This is a genomic window from uncultured Tateyamaria sp., assembly GCF_947488715.1.
Lineage (GTDB): Bacteria > Pseudomonadota > Alphaproteobacteria > Rhodobacterales > Rhodobacteraceae > Tateyamaria.
Map to the genome: position 1 here is coordinate 437,997 of NZ_CANLAG010000003.1, position 24,055 is coordinate 462,051.

The 24,055-nt window shown below is 60.9% G+C and carries 21 protein-coding genes; 13 read left to right on the plus strand and 8 right to left on the minus strand.

Going from position 1 to position 24,055, the window contains the following annotated elements; genetic code table 11:
• A complete protein-coding gene (locus tag Q0936_RS10005) occupies positions 1-1,740 on the minus strand; it encodes a hypothetical protein (RefSeq protein ID WP_299293515.1) in 1,740 nt (579 codons plus the stop codon).
• Positions 1,741-1,945: 205 nt separating this feature from the next.
• Here Q0936_RS10005 and Q0936_RS10010 point away from each other — a divergent pair, with 205 nt between their 5' ends.
• Positions 1,946-3,571 carry a SulP family inorganic anion transporter gene (locus tag Q0936_RS10010; RefSeq protein ID WP_299293512.1) on the plus strand — a complete coding sequence of 542 codons (1,626 nt, stop codon included), beginning with the start codon at positions 1,946-1,948 and terminating at the stop codon, positions 3,569-3,571.
• 64 nt (positions 3,572-3,635) lie between these two features.
• Here the strand turns inward: Q0936_RS10010 and Q0936_RS10015 are convergent, their stop codons facing one another.
• Positions 3,636-4,268: a CatB-related O-acetyltransferase gene (locus tag Q0936_RS10015; RefSeq protein WP_299293509.1), complete on the minus strand. Its 633-nt coding sequence runs from the start codon at positions 4,266-4,268 to the stop codon at positions 3,636-3,638.
• Positions 4,265-4,870: a flavin reductase family protein gene (locus tag Q0936_RS10020; protein ID WP_299293507.1), complete on the minus strand. Its 606-nt coding sequence runs from the start codon at positions 4,868-4,870 to the stop codon at positions 4,265-4,267. The genes Q0936_RS10015 and Q0936_RS10020 overlap by 4 nt, the downstream gene beginning before the upstream one ends.
• Before the next feature lie 124 nt (positions 4,871-4,994).
• On the opposite strand from Q0936_RS10020, the gene Q0936_RS10025 reads away from it, so the two are divergent.
• Together Q0936_RS10025 and Q0936_RS10030 are read left to right on the plus strand one after the other, a co-directional pair.
• On the plus strand, positions 4,995-5,480 hold the full coding sequence (locus Q0936_RS10025) for an N-acetyltransferase (RefSeq protein ID WP_299141363.1): 486 nt from the start codon (positions 4,995-4,997) through the stop codon (positions 5,478-5,480).
• A 31-nt stretch (positions 5,481-5,511) separates the two neighbouring features.
• Positions 5,512-6,270, plus strand: a complete 759-nt coding sequence (locus Q0936_RS10030) for an EcsC family protein (protein WP_299293504.1) — start codon at positions 5,512-5,514, stop codon at positions 6,268-6,270.
• Here Q0936_RS10030 and modC read toward each other — a convergent pair.
• From modC to modA, 3 genes are read right to left on the minus strand one after another with little or no spacing between them, the layout of a single operon-like run.
• Positions 6,242-7,342: a molybdenum ABC transporter ATP-binding protein gene (modC, locus tag Q0936_RS10035; protein ID WP_299141358.1), complete on the minus strand. Its 1,101-nt coding sequence runs from the start codon at positions 7,340-7,342 to the stop codon at positions 6,242-6,244. The genes Q0936_RS10030 and modC overlap by 29 nt on opposite strands.
• Positions 7,339-8,031 (minus strand): molybdate ABC transporter permease subunit, encoded by a 693-nt coding sequence (modB, locus tag Q0936_RS10040; RefSeq protein ID WP_299293501.1) that lies wholly within the window; start codon positions 8,029-8,031, stop codon positions 7,339-7,341. The genes modC and modB overlap by 4 nt, the downstream gene beginning before the upstream one ends.
• Positions 8,028-8,783 carry a molybdate ABC transporter substrate-binding protein gene (gene modA / locus Q0936_RS10045; RefSeq protein ID WP_299293498.1) on the minus strand — a complete coding sequence of 252 codons (756 nt, stop codon included), beginning with the start codon at positions 8,781-8,783 and terminating at the stop codon, positions 8,028-8,030. Before modA ends, modB begins: the two co-directional genes overlap by 4 nt.
• 170 nt (positions 8,784-8,953) lie before the next feature.
• Between modA and Q0936_RS10050 the strand changes: the two genes are divergently transcribed.
• The 6 genes from Q0936_RS10050 (at position 8,954) to ptsP (ending at position 16,380) form a co-directional block, all read left to right on the plus strand.
• Positions 8,954-9,418: an NUDIX hydrolase gene (locus Q0936_RS10050; protein ID WP_299141353.1), complete on the plus strand. Its 465-nt coding sequence runs from the start codon at positions 8,954-8,956 to the stop codon at positions 9,416-9,418.
• 64 nt (positions 9,419-9,482) lie between these two features.
• The gene (locus tag Q0936_RS10055; RefSeq protein WP_299141352.1) at positions 9,483-9,920 is read left to right on the plus strand and encodes a DUF1178 family protein; all 438 of its coding nucleotides are present in this window, start codon (positions 9,483-9,485) and stop codon (positions 9,918-9,920) included.
• Between the two features lie 5 nt (positions 9,921-9,925).
• A complete protein-coding gene (locus tag Q0936_RS10060; protein WP_299293495.1) occupies positions 9,926-10,567 on the plus strand; it encodes an SDR family NAD(P)-dependent oxidoreductase in 642 nt (213 codons plus the stop codon).
• Between the two features lie 195 nt (positions 10,568-10,762).
• Complete coding sequence (locus tag Q0936_RS10065; RefSeq protein ID WP_299293492.1) at positions 10,763-12,001, plus strand: aspartate kinase; 1,239 nt, start codon at positions 10,763-10,765, stop codon at positions 11,999-12,001.
• 97 nt (positions 12,002-12,098) lie between these two features.
• The gene (locus tag Q0936_RS10070; protein WP_299293490.1) at positions 12,099-14,030 is read left to right on the plus strand and encodes a hypothetical protein; all 1,932 of its coding nucleotides are present in this window, start codon (positions 12,099-12,101) and stop codon (positions 14,028-14,030) included.
• Positions 14,031-14,139: 109 nt separating this feature from the next.
• On the plus strand, positions 14,140-16,380 hold the full coding sequence (ptsP, locus tag Q0936_RS10075; RefSeq protein ID WP_299141342.1) for a phosphoenolpyruvate--protein phosphotransferase: 2,241 nt from the start codon (positions 14,140-14,142) through the stop codon (positions 16,378-16,380).
• A 304-nt stretch (positions 16,381-16,684) separates the two neighbouring features.
• Here the strand turns inward: ptsP and ugpC are convergent, their stop codons facing one another.
• Together ugpC and Q0936_RS10085 are read right to left on the minus strand one after the other, a co-directional pair.
• Entirely contained in the window at positions 16,685-17,746 is a 1,062-nt protein-coding gene (ugpC, locus tag Q0936_RS10080; protein ID WP_299293488.1) for a sn-glycerol-3-phosphate ABC transporter ATP-binding protein UgpC, read from the minus strand.
• A gap of 14 nt (positions 17,747-17,760) precedes the next feature.
• Positions 17,761-18,549, minus strand: a complete 789-nt coding sequence (locus tag Q0936_RS10085; protein WP_299293486.1) for an IclR family transcriptional regulator — start codon at positions 18,547-18,549, stop codon at positions 17,761-17,763.
• A 200-nt stretch (positions 18,550-18,749) separates the two neighbouring features.
• Between Q0936_RS10085 and Q0936_RS10090 the strand changes: the two genes are divergently transcribed.
• The 4 genes from Q0936_RS10090 to Q0936_RS10105 all read left to right on the plus strand — a co-directional run bounded on the left by Q0936_RS10090 (position 18,750) and on the right by Q0936_RS10105 (position 24,055).
• Positions 18,750-19,982: an extracellular solute-binding protein gene (locus tag Q0936_RS10090; protein WP_299293483.1), complete on the plus strand. Its 1,233-nt coding sequence runs from the start codon at positions 18,750-18,752 to the stop codon at positions 19,980-19,982.
• 146 nt (positions 19,983-20,128) lie between these two features.
• Positions 20,129-21,124, plus strand: coding sequence for a sugar ABC transporter permease (locus Q0936_RS10095; RefSeq protein ID WP_299293480.1), 996 nt, complete (start codon positions 20,129-20,131; stop codon positions 21,122-21,124).
• A 1-nt stretch (position 21,125) separates the two neighbouring features.
• A complete protein-coding gene (locus Q0936_RS10100) occupies positions 21,126-21,974 on the plus strand; it encodes a carbohydrate ABC transporter permease (protein WP_299141331.1) in 849 nt (282 codons plus the stop codon).
• The gene (locus Q0936_RS10105; protein WP_299141329.1) at positions 21,971-24,055 is read left to right on the plus strand and encodes an alpha-galactosidase; all 2,085 of its coding nucleotides are present in this window, start codon (positions 21,971-21,973) and stop codon (positions 24,053-24,055) included. The genes Q0936_RS10100 and Q0936_RS10105 overlap by 4 nt, the downstream gene beginning before the upstream one ends.

Sequence of the window (24,055 nt, forward strand, 5' to 3'; positions counted from 1 at the left end):
TCATTCACGACGGATGATGCCCGTGATCGCAGCAGCCCCCAACGCGGTGACGATCCAGCCCATGACGCTCAACACCCAGCGCGCCCACCACAGGTGCCAACCCCAGTCCTGCCGGGTGGTTGAGGGCGCCCAGGCATCGGTCTGGCCGAAATCAATGATCGGGATCACCACGTCAAACCCATAGGCATAGCGGTTGAACGTCTCCCAATCGCGCCCCGGTGCGGCGGCTTTCCATGCCTCAGGCGTCAACGTGCTGCCAGTTGGCAGTTCGTCACCGGACCAGACAGCGGCGGGTTTGGGTTCCATGGCTGCGATGTCTTTCCACCCATCCGAGACCAAAACGGGGGCTGCGTTCGGGGCAAAGCTGCCTTCCTCCCAGGCAAAATGCGCCGGAATGATGGTGCAGAGGATCAACACCGCTAGGGCCGCGACGCTGCGAAACGGGTAATGACCATACCCCACAACAAAGCGCAGCATCGTATCCCAGAACCGCGACCACAGGTTGATCGGCATGGCGAGGCTGTGGCCCGATGCGCTCAGTTGCGCACGGGTGCTGTCGCGGCGCAGACGCTCACGGGTATAAAGCACCCGCCGCGCGTCTTCATCGTGGCCCGTGTCGCGCAGGAATTTGGCGTATTGTGAGTAGGGCTGGGGGCGAAACTCCGGCCCGAAATAGCTGCCGCTTTTCAGCCAGTCCATCCGCGCAAGCGAGGTCGACACAGTCCCCTTGATCCGGTCGTAGGTGAACCCATCGAGAAACAGCGCATCGCCATCCGGCCAGTTTTTGGGGTCGTCGTCCAGCTCTGCCACATGCGCCCCATTCAGGCTGATGGCCCCGGACGTATGTTCGACCTTTTTCCAGACAAATGAATGTTCGACCCGCATGGCTTGACCGTTGAACGCATGCCCGGTGTCATTGCGCAGCTTGATCCGCTCGCAGGTCAGCCGCCCCGAAATGCGCGAACCGGCCAACAGCAATTCCCCCGTGCTGTTGCACCCATCGAGCCGCACCGCGCCATTCACGGTCGCGCCACCCAATGACAGCGATTGCCCCGTCGATGTGGCCACAAACGTCGACTGCTGCGCGTATAGTCCGCCAATGGTTGCGCCGTTCAGGCGGATTTCACCCGTGGCGTGGAACGGCTTGTCGATGTTTTCCTTTTCAATCTGCGTCCGCGGATGAAAAAAGACGGCACCGTTGATACACGCATCCGGCGCGAGGATCGCATAGGCGCTCTGGCAATGGATTTGTGCACCGTTGAAACTCAGTTGACCGTTGATGTTCGACCCGTTGAGGTCAATGGGCTGCGATGAGGTGATGGACCGCAAAAACACACTGCCTTCGACATAGGACGTCTGAGCACGCCATCCTTTCAGATCGCTTCCGTTCAGGCTCACCATGGCAAATTTCGTCTGTACGCAGTCGAACCTGGCTTCAAAGCGGCAGTTTTCCAGCCGTGTAGCACCGTGTGCAGTTGCGTAACTGATGTCGAGCGTGCCCGCGATTGCGCCGCCGATCAACCGCGTCCCGCGCCCGTCAACGACACAGGCCTCGCACCCACCAAGAAGCAGATAGCGCAAGATCTCCGATCGGATCGTGCGGTCGGGATCACGCTCTGTCGGGCAAGACCCATCGCCCAAAGTGCACCATTCACCAGCTTTGCACGCGGCGATTAGTTTGGTTTCCGCGTCCGTTGGATCAAGCGCCAGAACCTCGGCATACGTTCTTATGATTGCCATAAAGTCCTCGACATGGTGCGCTTGCGCGTCAGACTAGCGGAAGTTGTCCAATTGTTAACCCTGATATGTGATCTGCATAGGCATCCGTGGTGACATTTTCGGCGCGTTTGGCACGGACATCCGCGCCGGACGCCGAGGCCATGGTCATTCCGTCCGTCGTGCGATAGAGGGCGCGCAAAGCGGCATCATTGCAGGTGGAGCCTTTATGGCCTTTTTCGACAATCTGAACAGAAAAACCCGGTTTGGCGACTTTTCCATCGCACCCGGCGACACAAAGCTGACCCCCTCACAGATCCGCACGGACCTGCTGTCGGGGCTGACGGTGGCGCTGGCGTTGGTGCCCGAAGCGGTGGCCTTTGCCTTTGTGGCCGGTGTGCACCCGCTGGTGGGGCTTTATGCGGCGTTCATGGTTGGCCTGATCACCGCGCTCTTTGGTGGGCGTCCGGGCATGATCTCCGGGGCCACAGGGGCCTTGGCCGTGGTCATGGTGGCGCTGGTTGCGCAACACGGTGTCGAATACCTCTTTGCCACCGTGGTGCTGATGGGGCTGATCCAGATTTTTGCCGGTGTGATGCAATGGGGCAAGTTCATCCGCCTGGTGCCGCATCCTGTTATGCTGGGCTTTGTGAACGGGCTGGCGATTGTGATTTTTCTGGCCCAGTTGACGCAGTTCAAGGTGCCCGGCACGGCCGAGGCGTCGGGGCACGGCATGGCGGGCGGTGACTGGCTGACAGGCATGCCGCTATACCTGATGCTGGGGCTTGTGGGCCTGACCATGGCGATCATCTGGCTGGCGCCGCGGGTGACGCGGATCATTCCGGCACCGCTGGCAGGCATCGGCATCGTGGCGGCCATCGTCATCGGTTTTGGGTTGGATGTACCGCGCGTCGGCGATCTGGCCAGCATCGAGGGTGGGTTGCCGCCGTTCCACATTCCTGCCGTGCCGCTGAATTGGGAGACGTTCCAGATCATCCTGCCGTATGCGGTGATCCTTGCAGCCATTGGCCTGATCGAGAGCCTTTTGACGCTGAACCTTGTCGGTGATCTGACCGGCCAGCGCGGTGGTGCGAGCCAGGAGTGCATTGCGCAAGGTGTGGCCAACACGGCCACCGGGTTCTTTGGTGGCATGGGCGGCTGCGCCATGATCGGCCAGTCGATGATCAACGTGAAATCGGGCGGACGTACGCGGATCGCCGGTGTCGCTGCGGCGCTGTTTTTGCTGATGTTCATCCTTGTCGGATCGAGCGTGATCGAGTTGATCCCTCTGGCCGCGCTGGTGGGTGTGATGTTCATGGTGGTGATCGGGACCTTTGCGTGGAACAGCCTCAAGATCCTGCGCAAGGTGCCGTTGACCGATGCCTTTGTGATTGTGCTGGTGACGGTTGTGACGGTTATGGAAGACCTTGCCGTGGCGGTGGTCGTTGGTGTGATCGTGAGCGCGCTCGCCTATGCGTGGAACAACGCGCGCCGCATTCATGCCAAAGCCTATGAAACACCCGAAGGCGCGCGGGTTTACCAGGTGCAGGGGCCGCTGTTCTTTGGGTCGGCCACCGGGTTTGTGGAGATGTTCGACATCGATAATGATCCGACCGAAGTGATCGTGGATTTTGCCGACAGCCGCGTTGTGGACCAATCCGCGTTGCAAGCAATCGAGGCGATTGCGGGCAAGTACGAGGCTGTAGGCAAACGGGTCCAATTGCGTCACCTGACACGTGATTGCCACCGATTGTTGACCAACGCAGGCCACCTAGTGGTCGATAGCGACGACGACCCGGATTATGGCGTGGCCGTGAACTACGGTGTACGGACGGGTATTCTGGGCGGTCATTGACGGCGGGTGACGCTGTTTTCGTCCGGCATGCGCCGTCCGAAAAGGCGCCCCACCCGCCGTCCCGTCAACCGCGCAGCAGGCTGTCTATATCATTTGCCATCAGTGCTGGGCGCGCCGCCTTGATCCGGTCTGCGGGCCAGTGCCACCACGCGCATTCGGTGAGTGCTTCGATTTGGGCCGGTGTAAAGCGTCGTTTTATCACCTGTGCTGGATTTCCCGTAACCACCGCATAGTCTGGTACCGTGCCGCGCACCACGGCGCCAGCGCCGACGATCACTCCGTTTCCGATCCGCGCGCCGGGGCATACGATTGAACCGTATCCAAGCCACACGTCATGTCCTACAACTGTGTCGCGGTGATCGGGTTGATATCCTGTGATTTGGTTTGGATCAAAGATCGGAAAGGGAAACGTGGTGATGCCGTCCGTCGCGTGATTTGCGCCTGCGGTCAGGAACCGCACGCCATGCGCGATCTGGCAGAACCGTCCAATGCGCAGGCGACCGGGGCCCGGCCCAAAAAGGTAGGGGGCAAGCCGCGCGGCCCAATCCGCAGGTGGGTCGAAATCGGACGCATAGCTGTAGGCCCCGACATCCCAGCCGGGATGATCAATCACTTGGTCCAGAAACACCGTTCCGGCATGCGCTGATCCGTCGGGCAAGGTGACGGGATAGGCGCGGCCTGCGTCTGGAAAGCTCACTCGCCCGGCCGTTTTAGCGAAAACGCCTCCCGTACGACGGAATAGTCACGGTAACCCAACCGTGTCAGCGGGTTGTAGCGCAACACGTCAAAGATGCCGTCGACGATGCAGTCGTCGCGCAGGTGCACGCCGATCACTTCGCCAAAGACCACGTAGTTGGACGCCCCTTCGATTTGCACGATTTGGGTCATGCGACATTCCAGCGATGCAGGTGCCGCCCCGACGCGGGCGCAGTCGATTTCGGAACACGGCGCTTTTTCGATCTGGGCCAGCGCAAACTCGTCCGTCTCGGCCTCCCACGGGCCTGACGTCTGGTTCATCGCGTCCTTCATGGCGTATTCCACCACGTTGACACAGAACACGCCGGTTTCGCGGATGTTGGCCACGCTGTCCTTGGTGCCGTCGCGGTCCGGTTTGGTGCCGGTCGAGGCGAACATTACCTGCGGCGGCACATAGGCGACACCGTTGAAGAACGAATAGGGCGCTAGGTTGTCGGATCCATCCGTGCCGCGGGTCGAGACCCAGCCGATCGGGCGGGGGGTCACGATGGCGTTGAACGGGTTGTGCGGCAACGCGTGGCCGTCTGAGGGTCTGTAGAACATGGGCGCTCCGATTTCGGTGGTTTGCGCAAGACCTAGCCCCATGCTAGGGCGGGGGCCAGCCCAATCCAAAGCGATGGGGATTTGCCCCGACGCCGCCCCAAAGCCTGCCTGACGATCCGACCACATGTATCACCTCACCCAAGAAGCACCCCCCGACTGGTGGGAGGTCGAGGCGCTCTATGACCTGTGTTTTGCGCCCGGTCGCGAAGCCCTGTCGTCATATCGTTTGCGCGATGGTGTTCCGCCGCAGGCCGGGCTGAGCCACGTGGCGCGGGACGCCGATGGTATTCTGGCCGGTGCCATCCGGTATTGGCCGGTGCGCATCGGAACCCATCTGGCGCTGTTGCTTGGTCCCGTTGCCGTGCACCCCACGCGCCAGGGCGAAGGGCTGGGTGGCGAGCTCATTGAAACATCCCTTGAGGTCGCGGCGCAATCGGGCTGGGCGCGGGTCATGCTGGTGGGTGACGCGCCCTACTACAGCCGCTTTGGATTTGCCCCGCTGCACCACGTCCATATGCCGCCGCCCACCAACCCGGACCGAGTGCTGGGGCGGGCGTTGACCGCTGGTGCATGGGACGCGGTGACGGGCGACGTCACGCGCGTCCATTGAAACGCGCTGCGATGATGCCAACATAGGCTGTATGAGCGACATCATCCTGGCCGCCCCGCCCATCGACACCGACGCCGAAATTGACCGGCTTGCCCGCAGGTACAAGGCCGCGGGTGGTCTGGGGGTCCAACTGTTGAATGCGCTGGGCACAGGCGCGGACACATTGCTGGATCAACTGCCCGCCAATGCGCGTGACCAACTCAATGAAACAACCCACGCAGCACTTTCGCACGCTTTGACCGCCGCCAGCGCATCGCGGCGCGTGGTGCCGGATCAGGCCGAATGGCTCAACCGTGCGGTCAGCACAGGCCTCGGCGCCGCTGGCGGATTTGGCGGGTTGCCAACGGCGCTGGCCGAATTGCCCGTGACGACAACGCTGCTCTTGCGCGTGATCGAAGGGGTCGCGGTTGAGCACGACTTTGACCCGACATCCGAGTCGGTGCGCTTTGACTGTGTGCAGGTCTTTGGTGCGGCGGGTCCGCTCCAACATGACGACGGGTCCGACGTGGCCTTTCTGTCCGCGCGCATGGCGCTCAGCGGGGCGGCGACACAGGCGCTGATCACGCGCGTCGCACCACGTCTGGCCGTGGTGCTGGGGCAGAAACTGGCGGCACAGACGGTGCCCGTACTGGGCGCGATGGCCGGGGCCGCCACCAACTATGCCTACACGAAATACTACACCGATGTGGCGCATGTGCACTTTGGTCTGCGCCGGTTGGCCATTGCAACAGACGTCCCGCACGACCGCATGGTGGCCCGTCTCAAGGCCGAGGTGCTGGCGCTGCGCTGACCCCGCCGGATATGGCGGTTTGACCAACCGATGTCGCCTTGATCACTGCAAAAAGCGTCTGACCCGTTTGCAACCCCATCGACGCCACTGCACGCGCTGTCACCCGCGCCAACAAAACGTCGCCGCCTGCATCCAGCACCACCGCAGCACCGGGGCCGCCGCCTGCGCGTATGTCCTTGATCGTCACGGGCAGGATGTTCTGGGCGCTCAGCCCGCGCGGTGTGTCCAGTGAAAGCAGCACGTCTTGTGCCAAGACCCGCAGCCGGACGTCAGACCCAACCGGGGCCGACACGCCAAGCAGTTGCAGCGTGCCCGCCGCGACCCGCAATGTGCTCAACCCGTCATCGCCATGCGCCTCGACCCGTGCGCGCAACACGGCGCCTGCCTCGCGAACGCCGAGCAGGGGGATGGCCGCAGGGTCGGCCATGACGTCGAATATCGGGCCTTGTCGCGCAATGCGCCCATCCGCCAGCAGAACCATGTGATCGGCCAGCCGCGCGACCTCGTCGACCGCATGGCTGACATAGAGGATCGGCATGCCCGCTTCTGATTTCAATCGGTCTAGATAGGGCAGGATTTCCGCCTTGCGCGGGCCGTCCAGCGCGGCCAGCGGTTCGTCCATCAACAGAACACGCGGGTCCGACAACAGCGCACGACCCAGCGCCACCCGCTGACGCTCACCGCCTGACAGGGTTGCAGGTCGGCGCGTCAGCAATGCGCCAATGCCCAGCATCTCGATCACACGGGCGCGGTCGCGGGTGCGGGCGCCAAAGCGGCGCGCGTAATCCAGATTGTCCGCCACGCTCAGGTGCGGAAACAGCCGCGCATCCTGAAACACATATCCCACGCGCCGTTTATGCGCGGGCAGGTGGGTTTTGACGTCATCAAACACAACCCCATCAACCGTGATACGCGCCGTATCTGGCCGCAACAGGCCCGCGACTGCATTCACCAACGTGGTCTTGCCAGCGCCAGACCGTCCAAAGATCGCTGTGACGCCCGCCGGTGCGTCAAAAGCGATGTCGAGGTCAAAGGCCCCGAACCTGTGGGCAAGGGTGACGGACAGGCTCATGTCCCAGCAATCCGCGCAGCCACCCGGCGGGCCAACCACTCTGAAATGACAACCGCACTCAGCGCCAGAACACAGGCCCAGAGCACGAGGCGCACCGCGTCGGCTTCGCCCCCCGGCACCTGCAGCAGTGCATAGATCGCTGATGGCAACGTCTGCGTCTCGCCCGGAATATTGGCGACAAAGGTGATGGTTGCGCCAAATTCGCCAATCGCCTTGGCAAATCCCATGACACCACCAGCCAGAATACCGGGCATGATCAGGGGCAGAGTGATTGTCGAAAACACGGCCCATCCCGGCGCACCCAGGGTGGCGGCGGCCTCTTCGATCTTGGGGTCGACCGCCTCGATGGCGAGACGGATGGCCCGCACCATCAATGGGAAGCCCATGACGATGGCCGCAAGGACCGCTCCGGTCCAGCGAAAGGCCAGCACAAGGCCAAAGGTCTGTTCAAGGAAACGTCCAATCGGGCCAGTGCGCCCAAAGGCGATCAGCAGCAGGTATCCCGTCACCACAGGCGGCAGCACCAATGGCAGGTGCACCAATGCGTTCAGCACCGCCTTGCCCCAGAAGTCGCGGCGCGCCAACAGCCACGCGACCCATATGGCCAGCGGCAGAGCCAGGCCGGTGGCGACAACACCTACGAGGAGCGACAGGCGCAACGCCTCCCAACCTGCGGTGTCGAGCATCATGGCAGCGCCACAAAGCCTGCGGCGACAAACGCATCTGTCTGCGCAGCCACCAGGTCCAAAAAGGTCTCGCCCGCAGGGGTCAAGGCCAGCCCGATATAGCGAATGGGGGGATGCGCGTCTGCTGGGACTTGCCAAACGACGTCGACATCTGTGCTTGCCTGCGCGTCAGAGGCATAGACGATGCCCAAAGGTGCTTCACCGCGCGCCACGAGGGCGAGGGCAGCGCGTACATTTTCGGTTTCGGCCAGCTGCTGCCGCAGATCGTCCCACGCGCCGATGCTGTCCAGCCAAGCTTGGGCATAGATGCCAGCGGGCACGGACATATGCTGGCCCATGGCGAGACGCCCGCCGCTTAGATGTGCACGCAGGGTGTTCGCGTCCGCATGTGTCCACGGGGCGGAGCCTTGGGCGGCGACCACCACCAGCCGGTTGGACATCAGCGCGCGGGGCGGTGATGGTATCACCCCACGGGCGACCAGCCAGTCGGACCAGTTCGTATTGGCGATGATGGCGGCATCGGCGGGCGCCCCAAGGCTAATTTGCCGTGCAATTGTGCCGCTGCCGCCGTAGCTGATCACGACATCTTCATCCGATTGCACAGCGACCTGATCAAGCGGACCCTGCAAACTGGCGGCCGCGAAAATGCGTACGGTCTCTGCACTGGCGAGGCCCGGCAGGCACGCCAGCCAACCCAGAACGGCCAAGCCCTTGATCCATTTGCAGGTTTTCATAACGTACGCACTATTGGTCATGCCGCCACCTTGCTCAAGCGCGAAAACGACCGATTTTGGCCCGTGGACACGTCAGGTTCACACATCATGTGGTAGCGATCAGGGCGAAAAAACCTGTGAAACTGGTAATCTGCATCAATATGACGTATGTAGGTGCGATAACGAGGAGGGCCTGTGCAGTGAGCGCCCCAATGATAAAACAACTGCCCCTGCGATTTGCCGGAGCGCATAAAACCGATATTCGCACGCAATTCGCCGCGCTGTGCTACCGGATCAAAAACGACAAAGTTCAGGTGTTGCTGGTCACGTCGCGTGGGTCCGGGCGCTGGATTGTGCCAAAAGGCTGGCCGATGAGCGGTCAAACCCCCGCCGAAAGTGCCGCGCAAGAAGCGTGGGAAGAAGCAGGTGTGATCGGACGTGCCGTATCGCGGCCCCTTGGGCTTTATTCCTACAACAAGATACGCGGCGAAGACGAAGACGATTTGCCGTGCGTGGCGATGGTCTATCCCTTGCGGGTCAAGACCCTGGCACGCGACTATCCCGAAGCAGGGCAGCGCAAGCGCAAGTGGGTTGGCCGCAAAAAGGCCGCCAGCCTTGTGGATGAACCGGAACTGGCCCGTATCCTGCGCGACTTTGACCCCCGTCAATTGACCTGAGTGCCACCTTTGCGCTGGCCAATGCCATTGCGCCGCGCGTGCGCGCGTCTATGTTGTAACTGCGATGATAAAATACACGCTCAAATGTGACCAAGGCCACGGCTTTGAAAGCTGGTTTGCCAACGCAGAAGCCTATGACGGCCTGCGTGCCGCCGGGCATGTCAGCTGTGCGCTTTGCGGATCGACCACGGTGGACAAGGCCATCATGGCCCCCAGTGTCGCAACGGCGCGCAAGCGTGCACCCGCCGATGCGCAGCCCGACGCCGCTGACCCATCGCCCGAGCAGGTCGAGGCCGCACTGACCAAAATGCGCGACGAGGTCGAGAAAAACGCGACCTATGTCGGCGGCAACTTTGCCCGCGAGGCGCGCGACATGCATCTTGGGGATGCGCCGGACAGGCCCATCTGGGGCGAAGCCAATGCCCGCGAGGCCAAGGCGCTGATCGAAGACGGCGTGCCGGTGGCACCTCTGCCCTTTATCCCAACGCGCAAGGCGAACTGAATCTGATGAACATCGTTATTACGGGTGCCACACGCGGCATCGGCGCAGGCCTGGCCGCGCACTACCGCAGCTCTGGTCACAACGTCGTGGCGACGGGCCGGTCGTCCGGGGCGGATGTCACGCTGGACGTCACCCAGCCCGCCGATCACTCTGCGATGGCTGAGAAACTGGCGGACATGCCGGTTGACCTGCTGGTGTGCAATGCGGGTGTCTATCTGGACAAGGGGGCCGATCTGGAAACGGGTTACGCGCCGGACCTTTGGGCGCAGAGTTTTGCGGCCAATGTCACCGGTGTCTTTCTGACCATCCAATCGCTCTTGCCGCATTTGCGGGCGGCGACAGCGCCCAAGATCGCGATCATCTCGTCGCAGATGGCATCGCATACCCGCGCGCCGGGGGGCAGTTACATCTATCGCGCGTCCAAGGCGGCGGTTTTGAATCTGGGGCGCAATCTGGCTGCGGACCTCGCCGGGGACATCGCCGTAGGGATTTACCATCCGGGGTGGGTTCAGACCGATATGGGTGGCAGTTCGGCGGATATCACGGTCGACGCAGCGGTTGCGGGGCTTGCGGCGCGCTTTGATGCGCTCAGCCTTGAGACAACCGGGTGTTTTGAAACCTGGGATGGCCGCGCGCACGCTTATTGACCGGTGCCGCACCTGCTGTAGCCAAAAGGACGCGCTAACGCGCGACACGATGTTTTTGTCAGCGGCTTTTCAGCCCCTGACGATTGGCGCTCCGATCCATATCTCAAGCATGGGTGATTTGCGTTTGCGCAGCCGGTTCTTGCAACTGCGGCGTCCGAACGATATGGGCGGGCGGACGAAAAATTGGGGCGGACTATGCCTGTTCTTGTGATGAAATTCGGTGGCACATCAGTGGCCACATTGGACCGTATTCGCCGCGCGGCCAAGCGTGTGGGCGTTGAAGTGGCCAAGGGCTATGACGTGATCGTCATCGTGTCGGCCATGTCCGGCAAGACGAACGAGCTGGTGGGCTGGGTCAACGAAACCTCGCCGCTGTTTGACGCGCGTGAGTATGATGCGGTTGTGTCGTCGGGCGAGAATGTGACTGCTGGTTTGATGGCGCTGACCTTGCAGGAAATGGACGTGCCCGCGCGCAGTTGGCAAGGGTGGCAGGTGCCGCTGAAGACCAATTCCTCGCATTCGTCCGCGCGTATCGAAGAGATCCCGCCCGAAAACATCAACGCCAAGTTTGCCGAAGGTATGCGTGTGGCCGTGGTCGCGGGTTTTCAGGGGATCAGCCCTGAGGGTCGGATCACCACGCTGGGCCGGGGTGGGTCAGACACAACCGCCGTGGCTTTTGCAGCTGCGTTCGAGGCGGAGCGTTGCGACATCTATACGGACGTGGATGGTGTTTACACCACCGATCCACGTGTCAGCCCCAAGGCGCGCAAGCTGGACAAGATTGCGTTCGAAGAGATGCTGGAACTGGCGTCTTTGGGTGCCAAAGTTTTGCAGACCCGCTCGGTCGAGCTGGCGATGCGGTACAAGGTCAAGCTGCGGGTTTTGAGCAGTTTTGAGGAACAATCCGACGATGCCGGGACGCTGGTATGCGACGAGGAGGATATCATGGAAAGCAATGTTGTGGCCGGTGTGGCCTTTTCCCGCGATGAGGCAAAGATGACGCTGGTGTCGGTGGCCGATCGCCCTGGCATTGCCGCCACGATCTTTTCCGCGCTCAGTGATGCGGGTGTGAATGTGGACATGATTGTCCAGAACATCAGCGAAGAGGGGCGCACGGACATGACCTTTTCCTGCCCGACAGAGCAGGTGGCGCGCGCCGAAAAGGCTATGGATGAGGCCAAGACCAGCGGCATCATCAACTTCCATGAGCTGATCGCGGACACGGATGTAGCAAAGGTCAGCGTTGTGGGCATCGGCATGCGCAGCCACACAGGCGTGGCGGCCAAGATGTTCCAGTGCCTGAGCGCCGAAGGTATCAACATCAAAGTCATCACCACGTCAGAGATCAAAATCAGCGTGTTGATCGACCGCAAATACATGGAACTTGCCGTGCAGGCGTTGCACGATGCGTTTGAGCTGGACAAGGCGGCCTGATTGGCCGCTTGGGTAAACCACTGCGACTTCATGCTTTTTTCTATCCATACGGGTTAATTGCTGCTTAGAGTGCGTCATTCAATTTAAGGATGACGTTATGGTAGCAATGGAAATCGCGGCATTTGCGTGGGAACATGTCGGCAAGAGCAAGGTGCGTGACCTTGTTTTTGGCGAAGATCCGGGCCAGATTCAGAACAACGGTCAGCGGATGCTGATCAACATTCTCAGCGATGATTACGAACTGGAAATGGCTCTGAGGGACATTGCCGTCCTCAAAGAGCAGGTGTCGGTTCTGTCTGACGCCGTTGTGGCGGTGGACAAGAAGGTCGAGTGGTCGCTCTATGCAGGTGCTTTGCAGCATTCGATCCACGACGTCATGGACCGCTGGGAAGATTTCGAGGCCTTTTGCAAAGATATGGCTGCGGGCGGATTTTCAGCGGCCGAGCGCCGGGCCAAGATGCCGGATTCGTTGCACAACCAGTGCCAGGGCTTTGACGAAATCGCAGGTGCCATGCACGAGGCCATTATGGGCCGCGACGAGAATGGTAAGACCGTGCGCAGCGTCCCGTTCTTTCGCGCCTACGAGGCCTACCACCCGAAAAAGGTGAACTTTGGCAACCCGCGCAAGTATTTTGACGCGCGTTTGGCCGTGTTCCAGCACTATGCCAGCTATCAGATCAAAGCGGTGAGCCTGTCGGTGGCCTATTACCACGCCGAAGCCGAGAACGAGCGCCAGAAGGGCAATGATTACGGCGCCCGCCACAACGATTCCAAGGCGCTGGAGGTCGAGGCCGACCTTACGCGCGCACTGGCCGAGCAGTACAAGATGTTCCTCAAGGACATGCCGATGATGGCCAAGGCCGCCGTGGCGGGGCGCAATTCGCTCAGCTTTACGCAATCCGAAATTGCCATCGCTCCGTCGCCGGACCGCGACGTGGACGACCCGATGAGCGAGAAAAAGCGCCTGCGCCCGTCGCTGCCCTTTTCCGACATCGCCACATCCGACGGGGACCCCTATGCCGACTATTGGTCCAGGTATCACTGGACTTTCACATATATGGGCGAAACGGACGCGGGCATGGACTTTTACGTCACCCTTGACGGGGACCTGATGGGCGCGTCGGGCGGCTGGAACCTCAGCTTTAGCAAACAGGTGCCATTGCCCAAGGGTATGACCGGGCCCGACAACGCCACCGACAGCTTTCTGCGTGTCGGTCGGCAGACTTATGGGGCCGAGCCGGATTTCAGCGGCCTTCCCGGCTATATGTCCGTTGCCATCAATAACATCATGGCGGCCAACAGGATGACGACAGCGGAAATTCAATTGGAACCCTTTGTGGTCACGCTGGCGCTGATGACGCCGAACAGCCGCGATGCGCAGGACTACGTGACGCCGCTGGTACCGACGCGCCCGCAGACCTTTGACAACCACTATGCCCTGCGGGTCTCGGACCAGAATGCGAGCGGACATGCCGGTGACACGTTGCATCAGCGACGGAACTCCAAACACGGCGCGCCCCACGCCGCGATCCCGCGCGCACCCGACACCAAGCTGACCGAGGCGTTGCCAAACGCCAATGACTGGGATGGTGCGCTGTATCTGCCGGATCAGATTGACATCTCGCCATCACCGGCGCGCCGCGCCTTTGTGTATCGTTGGGGTGTGCCGCTGCAAATGCGGGGCGTGGTGTCGCGCGGGATTTGGACAGATAAAGACTACCAGGTGCGCTATACCGTTCTGACTGAAAACTGCATCGAAGTTTGCAACACGTCAGTCTCCGTCGATTGTGGCCCGGACGGCTGGAACTATCCTGACGGCTATTTGGGACCAAACGGCAGCCACATCGACTGTGCCTGCCCGGTCATTGCCGTTGCGCTCGACAACAACTGGACAACTTCCGTCCGTCTCTTCCGCCAGATGAAAGGCGAAAGCGAAGTGGTCGAGGTGCATGATTTCCAGATCATGGACGGCTCCGGCCCCGACGGTGAGCTGCTGATCATGGACTTAGGCGGCGTGGTGTTGGCGTAAGATTGCGCACCTGCGCACGTATAACCTGAGGTTGAGTGAAATGTGCGTTCCTTTGTGCCGCGTGCTGTGATTTAAACGGCGCTGCACAAAGGGATGGACAGGCACACCCATGGCCGAACGCATCGAAACAGAGAGCCGCAAGCTGCTTGGCCGCTTGCGGGACGCCATGGCGGGGGATGATCCCGGACAGGCGCGTCTGGACAAGATCACACACCTGATCGCTGACAGCATCGGGTCTGAGGTCTGCTCGATCTATCTGTTCCGTGACGAAGACACGCTCGAACTGTGCGCCACCGAAGGGTTGAACCCGGAATCCGTGCACCAGACCCGCCTGCGCCTTGGCGAAGGGTTGGTGGGTCGCGTCGCGCGCCGCCGCCAGATCGTCAACACCGCGGATGCGCCAAACGCACGCGGGTTCCGCTTTATGCCCGAAACCGGAGAAGAGGTGTTCTCCAGCTTCCTCGGCGTGCCGATCCAGCGTTTGGGCGAGGCGCTGGGCGTTCTGGTTGTGCAGTCCAAGGAAGCTCGCGAATTTTCCGCAGATGAGATTTATGCCCTCGAAGTGGTGGCAATGGTGCTCGCGGAAATGACCGAACTGGGCGCTTTTGTCGGCGAAGGCAGCGCCATGGGCGCGCGGCACAGCCAGCCGTCGATGCTGCGCGGGACCGTCGCACAGGAAGGTGTGGCAGAGGGCCATATTTGGCTGCACGAACCCCGTGTCGTGGTCACAAACCCCATTGCGGATGATCCGCACCGCGAACTGGAACGCCTGACCGAGGCGGTCGAGGAACTGCGCGTCGGCGTTGACAAGATGCTGGCGCTGGCCGCCGGTGACAAGGAACAGGCCCAGGTGCTCGAAGCCTACCGCATGTTTGCCAATTCCAAGGGGTGGATGCGGCGGATGCAGGAAGACATCTCAAACGGCCTGTCCGCCGAGGCAGCCGTGGAAAAGGAACAATCCCTGGCCCGCGCCCGCATGGGGCAGGCGACCGACAATTACCTGCGCGAACGGCTCAGCGATCTGGACGACCTGTCCAACCGCCTGCTGCGCATTCTGACAGGTCAGGGCAAAGACACCGGCGCCGACATGCCCGCCGATCCCATTCTGGTCGCGCGCAACATCGGGCCTGCGGAACTGCTGGACTATGGCCGCAGTCTCAAAGGGATCATTCTCGAGGCCGGGTCCGTCGGCAGTCACGCGGCCATTGTGGCCCGCGCGCTGGCCATTCCGTTGATTGTGCACGCCGACCGCGCCACGCTCGAGGCGTTGAACGGTGATCACGTCATGGTCGATGGGGAACAGGGCATCGTGCACTTGCGCCCTGACGATACGGTGGTGACGGCGTTCCGGGACAAGATGGCGATGCAGGCGGCGGCGGTTGAACGCTATGCCTCCATCCGTGACAAGCCTGCCGAAACCCTGTGCGGCAGTGTCGTCAGTCTGAACATGAATGCCGGCCTGATGGCCGACTTGCCCTCGCTTCAGGGCTCGGGCGCCGAAGGGGTCGGGCTGTTCCGGACTGAGCTACAGTTTCTTGTGCGCAACCAGATGCCGAAACGGTCCGAACTGTCGGCGCTCTATGCGCGTGTGCTGGACGCGGCGGGTGGTAAGCCGGTTGTGTTCCGCACGCTGGATATCGGGTCGGACAAGGTGCTGCCCTATATGAAGCCCAACGACGAACCAAACCCGGCTTTGGGCTGGCGCGCGATCCGGGTGGGTCTCGACAAACCCGGCGTGATGCGGATGCAGTTGCAGGCGCTGATCCGCGCCGCGAATGGGCGCGCGTTGACGGTCATGTTTCCCTTCATTGCGCAATACGAGGAATACACACTTGCACGCGCAGAGGTGGACAAGGCGCTGGACCGCGAACGCCGTCTGGGTCACGTGCTGCCCTCCGAGATCAAAGTGGGCGCGATGTTGGAAACGCCCAGTCTCGCGTTCTCGCCGCAAAAGTTCTTTGAAGAGGTCGGTTTTTTGTCGATTGGCGGCAACGATCTGAAACAGTTCTTCTTTGCCGCGGACCGTGAAAACGAACGTGTGCGTCGTCGCTATGACACGCTGAACGTCTCCTTCCTGAGCTTCATTGAGCGGATCGTGGAACGCTGTGCGCAGACCAATACCCCGCTGTCTTTCTGCGGCGAGGATGCGGGCCGCCCGGTCGAGGCGCTGTGCTTTGCTGCCATCGGTTTGCGCAGCCTGTCGATGCGTCCTGCATCCATTGGGCCGGTCAAGTCGTTGTTGCGGCGGTCAAATCTGGATGACGTCCGCAAGGTCATCGCCGACGCGCGCCACAAGGGCGACATGAACGTCAGACCCGCGATAATGCAGTATTTGCGCGATCAGGGCTGAAACTGCGTTTTCCGGAATAATAGCAACGGCTTAAGTGCTACTCCGAAGGCAATACCTTCGTTGTGGCGCGAAGCCCGCACATCCTCCGTTTCCCTTTATCCACAGGATCATTTCGGACGTTTGGCCAATGCAATATTTCCAATAGCACACAACTAGGAGCGTTTATCCCACGCCTAAGCTCTCAAAATTATAAATAAACGACTTAAGTTGAAAGTTGCCCACATCCACAAAAACACATACCCACAGGCACGAAAAAACGCCGCTGGCAGGACCAGCGGCGCTCTATTTTCGGCCTATGTTGCGCTTAGCGCAGACGTTGCTCCGTCTGGGCGTCAAAGAACATCACCCGTTCATCATCAAAGGTGACCGTCACTTCGGTGCCTTCTTCCATGGCCAGATCGCCCTTCGACTCCACGATCAAACGCTCGCCCGTGGGCGTGGTCAGGTAGTCATAGGCGACGCCCCCCAACCGTTCGCGGATGTCCAACTTGATCGAAGAGCTGCCCTCGGTCAGTTCCATGTCCTGCGGACGGACACCAACCGTCACAGCCGTGCCCGCCGCCGGCAACGCCACCGAAGTCGTGACCAACCGGTCCGCCAGTCCGGGCACGCGCACGCCGCCGGCCTCAACCACACCGTTGATGAAGTTCATAGCAGGCGACCCGATAAACCCTGCCACGAATTTGTTGTCTGGGTCCTGATAGAGGTGCATGGGCGAGCCCACCTGCTCGATGTACCCCGCACGCAGCACCACGATCTTGTCGGCCAGCGTCATCGCCTCAACCTGGTCGTGGGTCACATAGATCATCGTCGTGCCCAACTCCTTGTGCAGGCGCGCGATCTCGACCCGCATGTCGACACGCAGCTCGGCATCCAGGTTCGACAGCGGCTCGTCGAACAGGAACACATCCGGCCCCCGCACAATCGACCGGCCAATGGCCACCCGCTGACGCTGACCACCGGACAATGCGGCGGGCTTGCGGCTCAGGTAATCATCCAGCTTCAAGATCTTTGAGGCGCCATCAACCTTGCGCTTGATCTCGTCCTTGGGCACGCCGTTCATCTTCAGGCCAAAGCCCATGTTCTCCTCGACCGTCATGTGCGGGTACAGAGCATAGGTCTGGAACACCATCGCCACACCGCGCTCGGCCGGGTCCATGTGGGTCACGTCACGCGTGCCGATGTTGATCTGTCCATCACTGGTCTCTTCCAGCCCAGCGATCATCCGCAACAGCGTGGACTTGCCACAGCCCGACGGGCCAACAAACACACAGAACTCACCGTCATCAATGGTCAGATCGACGCCATGGATGACCTGTGTGGCCCCATACCGCTTGATGGCTTTCTGCAAAGTGACGCCAGTCATAGGTCTCCCCCTCTTTATTGGCTCGGAAACTGCCAGTTGGCAGCAGCGCCCGCGATGTCGCGGGCTGTGGATTGAAGGTGCGGCGCAAGCGAGGCCAAATCGTCCAGCGACCTGCGCGATGTGGACGTGGTCACGCTCAGCGCACCGATGGATCGCCCGACATCCGACAGGATGGGGGCGGCAATACAAATGATGCCGGGTTCATGTTCTTCGCGGTCATAGGCAACGCCTTCGGACCGAATCGCCGCCAGTTCGCGGCTCAGCGATTCGCGGCTCGTATGTGTATGGGCGGTGTGCGCAAACCAGGCCTGTTGGGACAGCGCAACTTCCAGCGCTTCGTCGGCCAGAAACGCCAGCATCGCCTTGCCCACCCCAGTGCAATACCCCGGACCAACCTTGCCCGCTTGGCTGAACATCTCCAGCGGCTCGGCGGCGTTGCGTTTGTCGACGTACAAGACCTGCCCGCCGTCCAGTTGCGCCAGATGCACGGTCTCGCCAACGGTCTCGCTCAGCGCATCGATGTGCGCCCGCGCAATTGGGGCCAGTGAACTCTGCCGCCAGGCCGCATGGGCCAAACTGACAAGGCGCAAACCCGGTGCATAGGTCTGTCGATCCGTGTCGTATCGCAGCATCCCAAGGTTCGTCAGCGTCTGCACCAAACGGTACAGCGTGGCCTTGGGGTGAGGGGACATGGTCAGCAATTCGGAAAAGCGCACAGGCCGTTCGGCTTGCGCGACAAGGTCCAGCACCTCCAGTGCCTTACCAATGGTTCCGTCCCCCGAACGGGGGGCTGCCGTGTTCATGTGGTCCTCCCAAACCTTGATGCAGGAAACTGTTGACCTGCCGCCAGCTCCACCGCATAGTTCCAATAGTTGGAATACGGTTTCACTATGTGGAACATCCACAAAGCGAGACTGTAAGTCAAAAGAAATCTGACTTTTCGTTTTCGGGGCAATGAGACAAGCTCCGGACACGGGAGAAAACGGAACTAAGGGAGGAAACCATGTTCCTGAAACTGAAAACCGCAACAGCGGCAATTGCCCTGACGGCTATGGCCGGTGCGGCGATGGCCAACGATCTGGTCATCAACTTCGACGACCTCAACCCAGGCCCCAAAAAGGGCTTCGAAGATGCTGTGGAGTTGTTCAAGTCTGAGAACCCCGACATCAACGTCGTCGTCAACATCAACGACCGCGAAGCGCACAAGACAGCGATTCGTAACTTCCTGACCGCTGACGCGCCTGACATCACCAGCTGGTACCCCGGCAACCGCATGGCACCCTTCGTCGATGCAGGTCTGTTCCAGCCCGTCGATGACGTCTGGGCCGACAACGGCTTCAACGAAGACCTGGCCGCGATCAAGGCAACCATGAGCCGTGACGGCAAAATCTGGGGCGTGCCTTATTCGTACTACCAGTGGGGCATCTACTACCGCAAAGACATCTTTGACCTGCTGGAGCTGGAAGAGCCCCAGACATGGGATGAGCTGCTCGCCGCTTGTGGCAAGATGAAAGCCAATGGCGTGACACCGTTCACCATCGGGACCAAGTTCCTGTGGACTGCGGCTGGCGTGTTTGACTACATCAACCTGCGTACAAACGGTTACGACGTGCACAACGCACTGACCGCCGGCGAGATCAAGTACACCGATCCCCGCATCGTCGCGACATTCGACAACTGGGAAACGCTCATCAGCGAGTGTGGCTTTGTTGACAACCACGCCTCGATGTCCTGGCAGGACGCAATCGCGCCTTTCGCCAACGGTGACGCCGCGATGTACGTGATGGGCAACTTCTCGGTCGACGGCTACAAGAACGCCGGCCTGACCGAAGACCAGATCGACTTCATGCCGTTCCCGACAATCGATCCGGCAGTTGCTCCGGCCGAAGAAGCGCCCGCGGACGCGTTCTTTATCCCGACCAACGCCAAGAACGTCGAAAACGCCAAGAAGTGGCTGGCCTTCGTTGCGCGCCCTGACGTGCAGACCCAGTGGAACAAGACCATTGGTCAGCTGCCGATCAACTCCAAGGCGGACATCTCGGACGACAAGTTCATCCAAGAAGGTTTCGCTCTGCTGAACAGCGCCACAGGTCTGGCCCAGTTCTTTGACCGTGACGCCCCCGCGGCGATGGCCAAAGCGGGCATGGAAGGCTTCCAGGAATTCATGCTGGACCCCTCCAAGAAGATGGCCGTTCTTGAGCGCCTCGATACCGTTCAGGAAGAAGTCTACAAGTAAGGCTTTTCGGGGGGGTGGGCATCCGTGCCCACTCCCACCGCTCTTTCTCGCGTTAACCTTTTGTAAACACAAAAGTTTCTGTCTTTTCAAAAGGTTGAATTCTGTCCCCGCGGGGACAGCCCGATCCTCATATCAGGAGTGCGCTCATGACCCATGCGGTTTCGCCCCAATCAGACGCCCGACCCCAACCCAGTTGGATGAAGCGTAACAAGCTGGCGATCGCGCCGTGGATCTTTCTGATCCCCGCCCTGATCTTCTTTGCCATCTACGTTGTGATCCCAATCTTTGAATCGCTCTGGCTCAGCCTCTACGAGTGGAACGGTTTGTATGATGCCGAGGGCAACTCGACTGCGACATGGGTGGGTTTTGCCAACTACGCCAAGCTGTGGGATGACCCGAACTTCTGGACGTCCCTGCGCAACAACATCGCCTGGCTGGTGCTCTATATGTTGGCCGTGCCTCTGGGTCTCTTCATCGCGCTGTTCCTGAACCAGACGGTAACGGGGATGCGGTTCTACAAGTCGATGTTCTTCTTTCCCTTCGTCATCTCCCAGGTTGTCGTGGGTCTGATCTTTGGCTGGTTCTACAACCCGGACTTCGGCGTTGTCGGCACCGTCTGGAAGGCCGTGTTCTGCGAAGAGACGACGAACATCCTTGGCAACGTGACCTTCACCTGCTCGCGCCCGGCGCCGGACATCCTGTCGAGCCCGGAATGGGCGACCTACGGTATCATCGCCGCGGGTCTGTGGCCGCAGATTGCGTATTGCATGATCCTGTACCTCACCGGTCTGAACAACGTGGCCGCCGACCAGATCGAAGCGGCGCGCCTGGATGGCGCGAAGGGGTGGAAGATGCTGTGGTACGTGGTTGTGCCCCAGCTGAAGCCCGCGACATTCATCGCCGTGGTTGTGACAGTGATCGGCGCGCTGCGGTCGTTCGACATGATCGCCATCATGACCCAAGGGGGACCGTTCGGGTCTACCAACGTGCTGTCGCACTACATGTTCGAGGTTGCGATCTCCGAATACGGTGAGCGTTACGGCTACGGGTCGTCTGTGGCGACGGTTCTGTTCGGCATCATGCTGTTCTTCATCAGCTACTTCCTGTGGCGCATGTATCAAGACGAGAAGGGGGGCCGGTAAGATGTTTCCACGTCCTATTGAAAAATCCACGCCCACCGCGCGCGCAGCCTACCAAGCGTTCCTGCCTGTGGCGCTGATCATCTGGCTGCTGCCGCTGCTCGCCATCCTGCTGACCTCTATCCGGTCGGCCAAGGACATCAACTCGGGCAACGTGTTCGGCTGGCCGTCGGAGTTCGCGATCATCGAGAACTACACGGCCGTCTTTACCCAATCGGCTGCGGCGCAATACATGTGGAACTCGGTCCTGATCACCGTACCCACCGTTATGATTTCCGTAGCACTTGCATGCCTCGCCGGATACGCGCTGGCGATCTACAAGTTCCGGGTCGCGCTGCCGCTGTTCTTCCTGTTCGTGGCGGGCAACTTTATCCCGTTCCAGATCCTCATGGTGCCGGTGCGCGATATGTCCGTGCAAACTGGCCTCTATGACACAATCGCGGGGCAGTTCCTGTTCCACGCGGCGTTCCAGACCGGGTTCTGTACCCTGTTTATGCGTAACTTTATCAAGGCCTTGCCGTTCGACCTGATCGAAAGTGCGCGGATCGAAGGCATCGCGGAGTGGAAGATCTTCTGGTACGTGGTGCTGCCGCTGGTGCGCCCTGCGATTGCCGCCTTGGCGGTTCTGATCTTCACCTTTGTGTGGAACGACTTCTTCTGGGCCAACGTGCTGACCCAAGGCGAAAGCGCCAAGCCGATCACGGCTGGTGTGCGGGCGCTGAATGGACAGTTCGTTAACAACTGGCACCTCGTCTCCGCAGCTTCGCTGCTGGCTGCGATCCCGCCGGTGGCCTGTTTCTTCCTTATGCAGCGGCACTTCATTGCCGGTCTGACCCTGGGGGCTGTTAAGTGATAAGATGTTGGCGCCTGGATGACGGGCGTCAGACTTTGGTTCTCGGTTCCGACCGGGGGCGGCTGGCGGAGGTGGTCTATTGGGGACCACGTCTGCCGGACGAAGAAGATCTGACGACTCTCTATGAGGCTTATATCCTTGATGTGACGGGCGGAATGCTGGATGCGAATCCTGAACTCAGCATTTGCCCGGAGGCGACGCGGTCCTTTCCCGGTCAGCCCGGTCTGATCATCCGTGATGGGGACGGCACACCGTATCTGCCCAAGTTCTGCCTGGAGCAGGCGGACCTGGCGGATGGTGTTCTGGTGCTGACCTATCTGGATCAGGATCGCGCACTGACCTATCGCGCGCGGTTCGCTATTGATCCCGCGACGCATATCATCGAGGCCAGCGCCGAGGTCGAGGCCGACCGGCCTATGCACCTGCATTGGTTGTCGGCCCCGGTGTTCCCGGCGCCGCAACTGGCCGATGAGATGATTGATTTCGCAGGGCGCTGGTGTGGCGAATTCCAGATGAACCGCACCCCTTGGTCGCCGGGCATACGCTATCGCGAAAACCGCACAGGCCGCACGGGACACGAACATTTCCCCGGTCTGATTGTGCCGGTGCGCGGTGCGTCAAATGCCTCGGGACAGGCGTTTGCATTCCACTATGGCTGGTCCGGCGGGCACCGCATGGTCGCCGAGGAATTGCCCGATGGCCGTCGCCAGATTCAGTTCGGCCATGCCGCGCGGGTCGAAGCAACGGCGCAGACCAAATTTGCCACGGGCAAGCTTTATGCTGTGTTCTCGGATGACGGTCTGAACGGCTGTGCGGTGGCGTTCCAGCGCCATTTGCGCGACCGGATTGTCACTTTCCCCCGGCCCGATGCGCCGCGCCCGGTGCATTACAACTGTTGGGAAGCGGTCTATTTCGATCACAATCTGGACGAGTTGAAAGACATCGCAGAGCGCGCCGCCAAGCTGGGCGCGGAGCGGTTTGTTCTGGACGACGGATGGTTTGGCAACCGGGATGATGACACGCAGGCCCTGTCGGATTGGGAGGTTGATCCGCGCAAATATCCTGATGGTCTGACGCCGCTGATCGATCACGTCAAATCGCTGGGCATGACCTTTGGCATCTGGTTCGAGCCGGAGATGATCAATCCGAACTCGGATATCTTCCGGGCGCATCCCGATTGGGCGCTGGGGGGCGAGGATCAGATCATGGGCCGTCAGCAGATGGCGCTGAACATGGCCTTGCCTGCGGTGCAGTCGTTTCTGGTGGCCCGTATCGGTGACATCCTGCGGCGGCACGACATTGAATATGTGAAATGGGACCACAACCGCGTGTTGCCCATGCCGGATGCGGCGCAGACGCGGGGGTCTTATGCGTTGCTGGACCGGTTGCGCCGCGAGTTCCCGCATGTGGAGATTGAAAGCTGTGCGTCGGGTGGTGGTCGGATTGATTTCGGCATCATGGAGCGGACGCAGCGCGTGTGGTTGAGCGACAGCAATGACGCGGTCGAGCGGCTGCGCATTCAGCACAACGCGTCGATCTTCCTGCCGATGGCGGTGACGGGGTCCCATGTGGGTCCGCGCACGTGCCATACCTCGGGCCGTACGCTGGACATCCGGTTCCGGGCCTGGGTTGCAGCCCAGCGGCACATGGGCTTCGAGATGGACCCGCGTGAGTTGACTGACGAGGAAGCGCAGGTTCTGACGGACGTGACTGCGTGGTGGAAGGGCAACCGCGACTGGATGTATGGCGCGGATATTCTGCGGCTCGACAGTGCGGACCCTGCGATTTACGCGGAACAGCATCTCGAAGAGGGCGGCGGGCAGTTCGTTGTATTTGCGGGTAAATCCGCGACCAGCGATCAGATCGCGCCGCGCCCCTTGCGGCTGACGCGGTTGAGCCCGGAGGCCAAGTACCGGGTGGAGTTGATCAACCGCGACGAAGTGGGCGAGTTGTCACGCGGTCAAAATGCGCTCAAGACCGGGCCGTTCGTGGTGAGCGGGGCGTATTTGATGTACCATGGGCTGACATTGCCGTGGAGTTTTCCGGAACGGATGTGGGTGATCAAGGGCGACCTTGCCTGA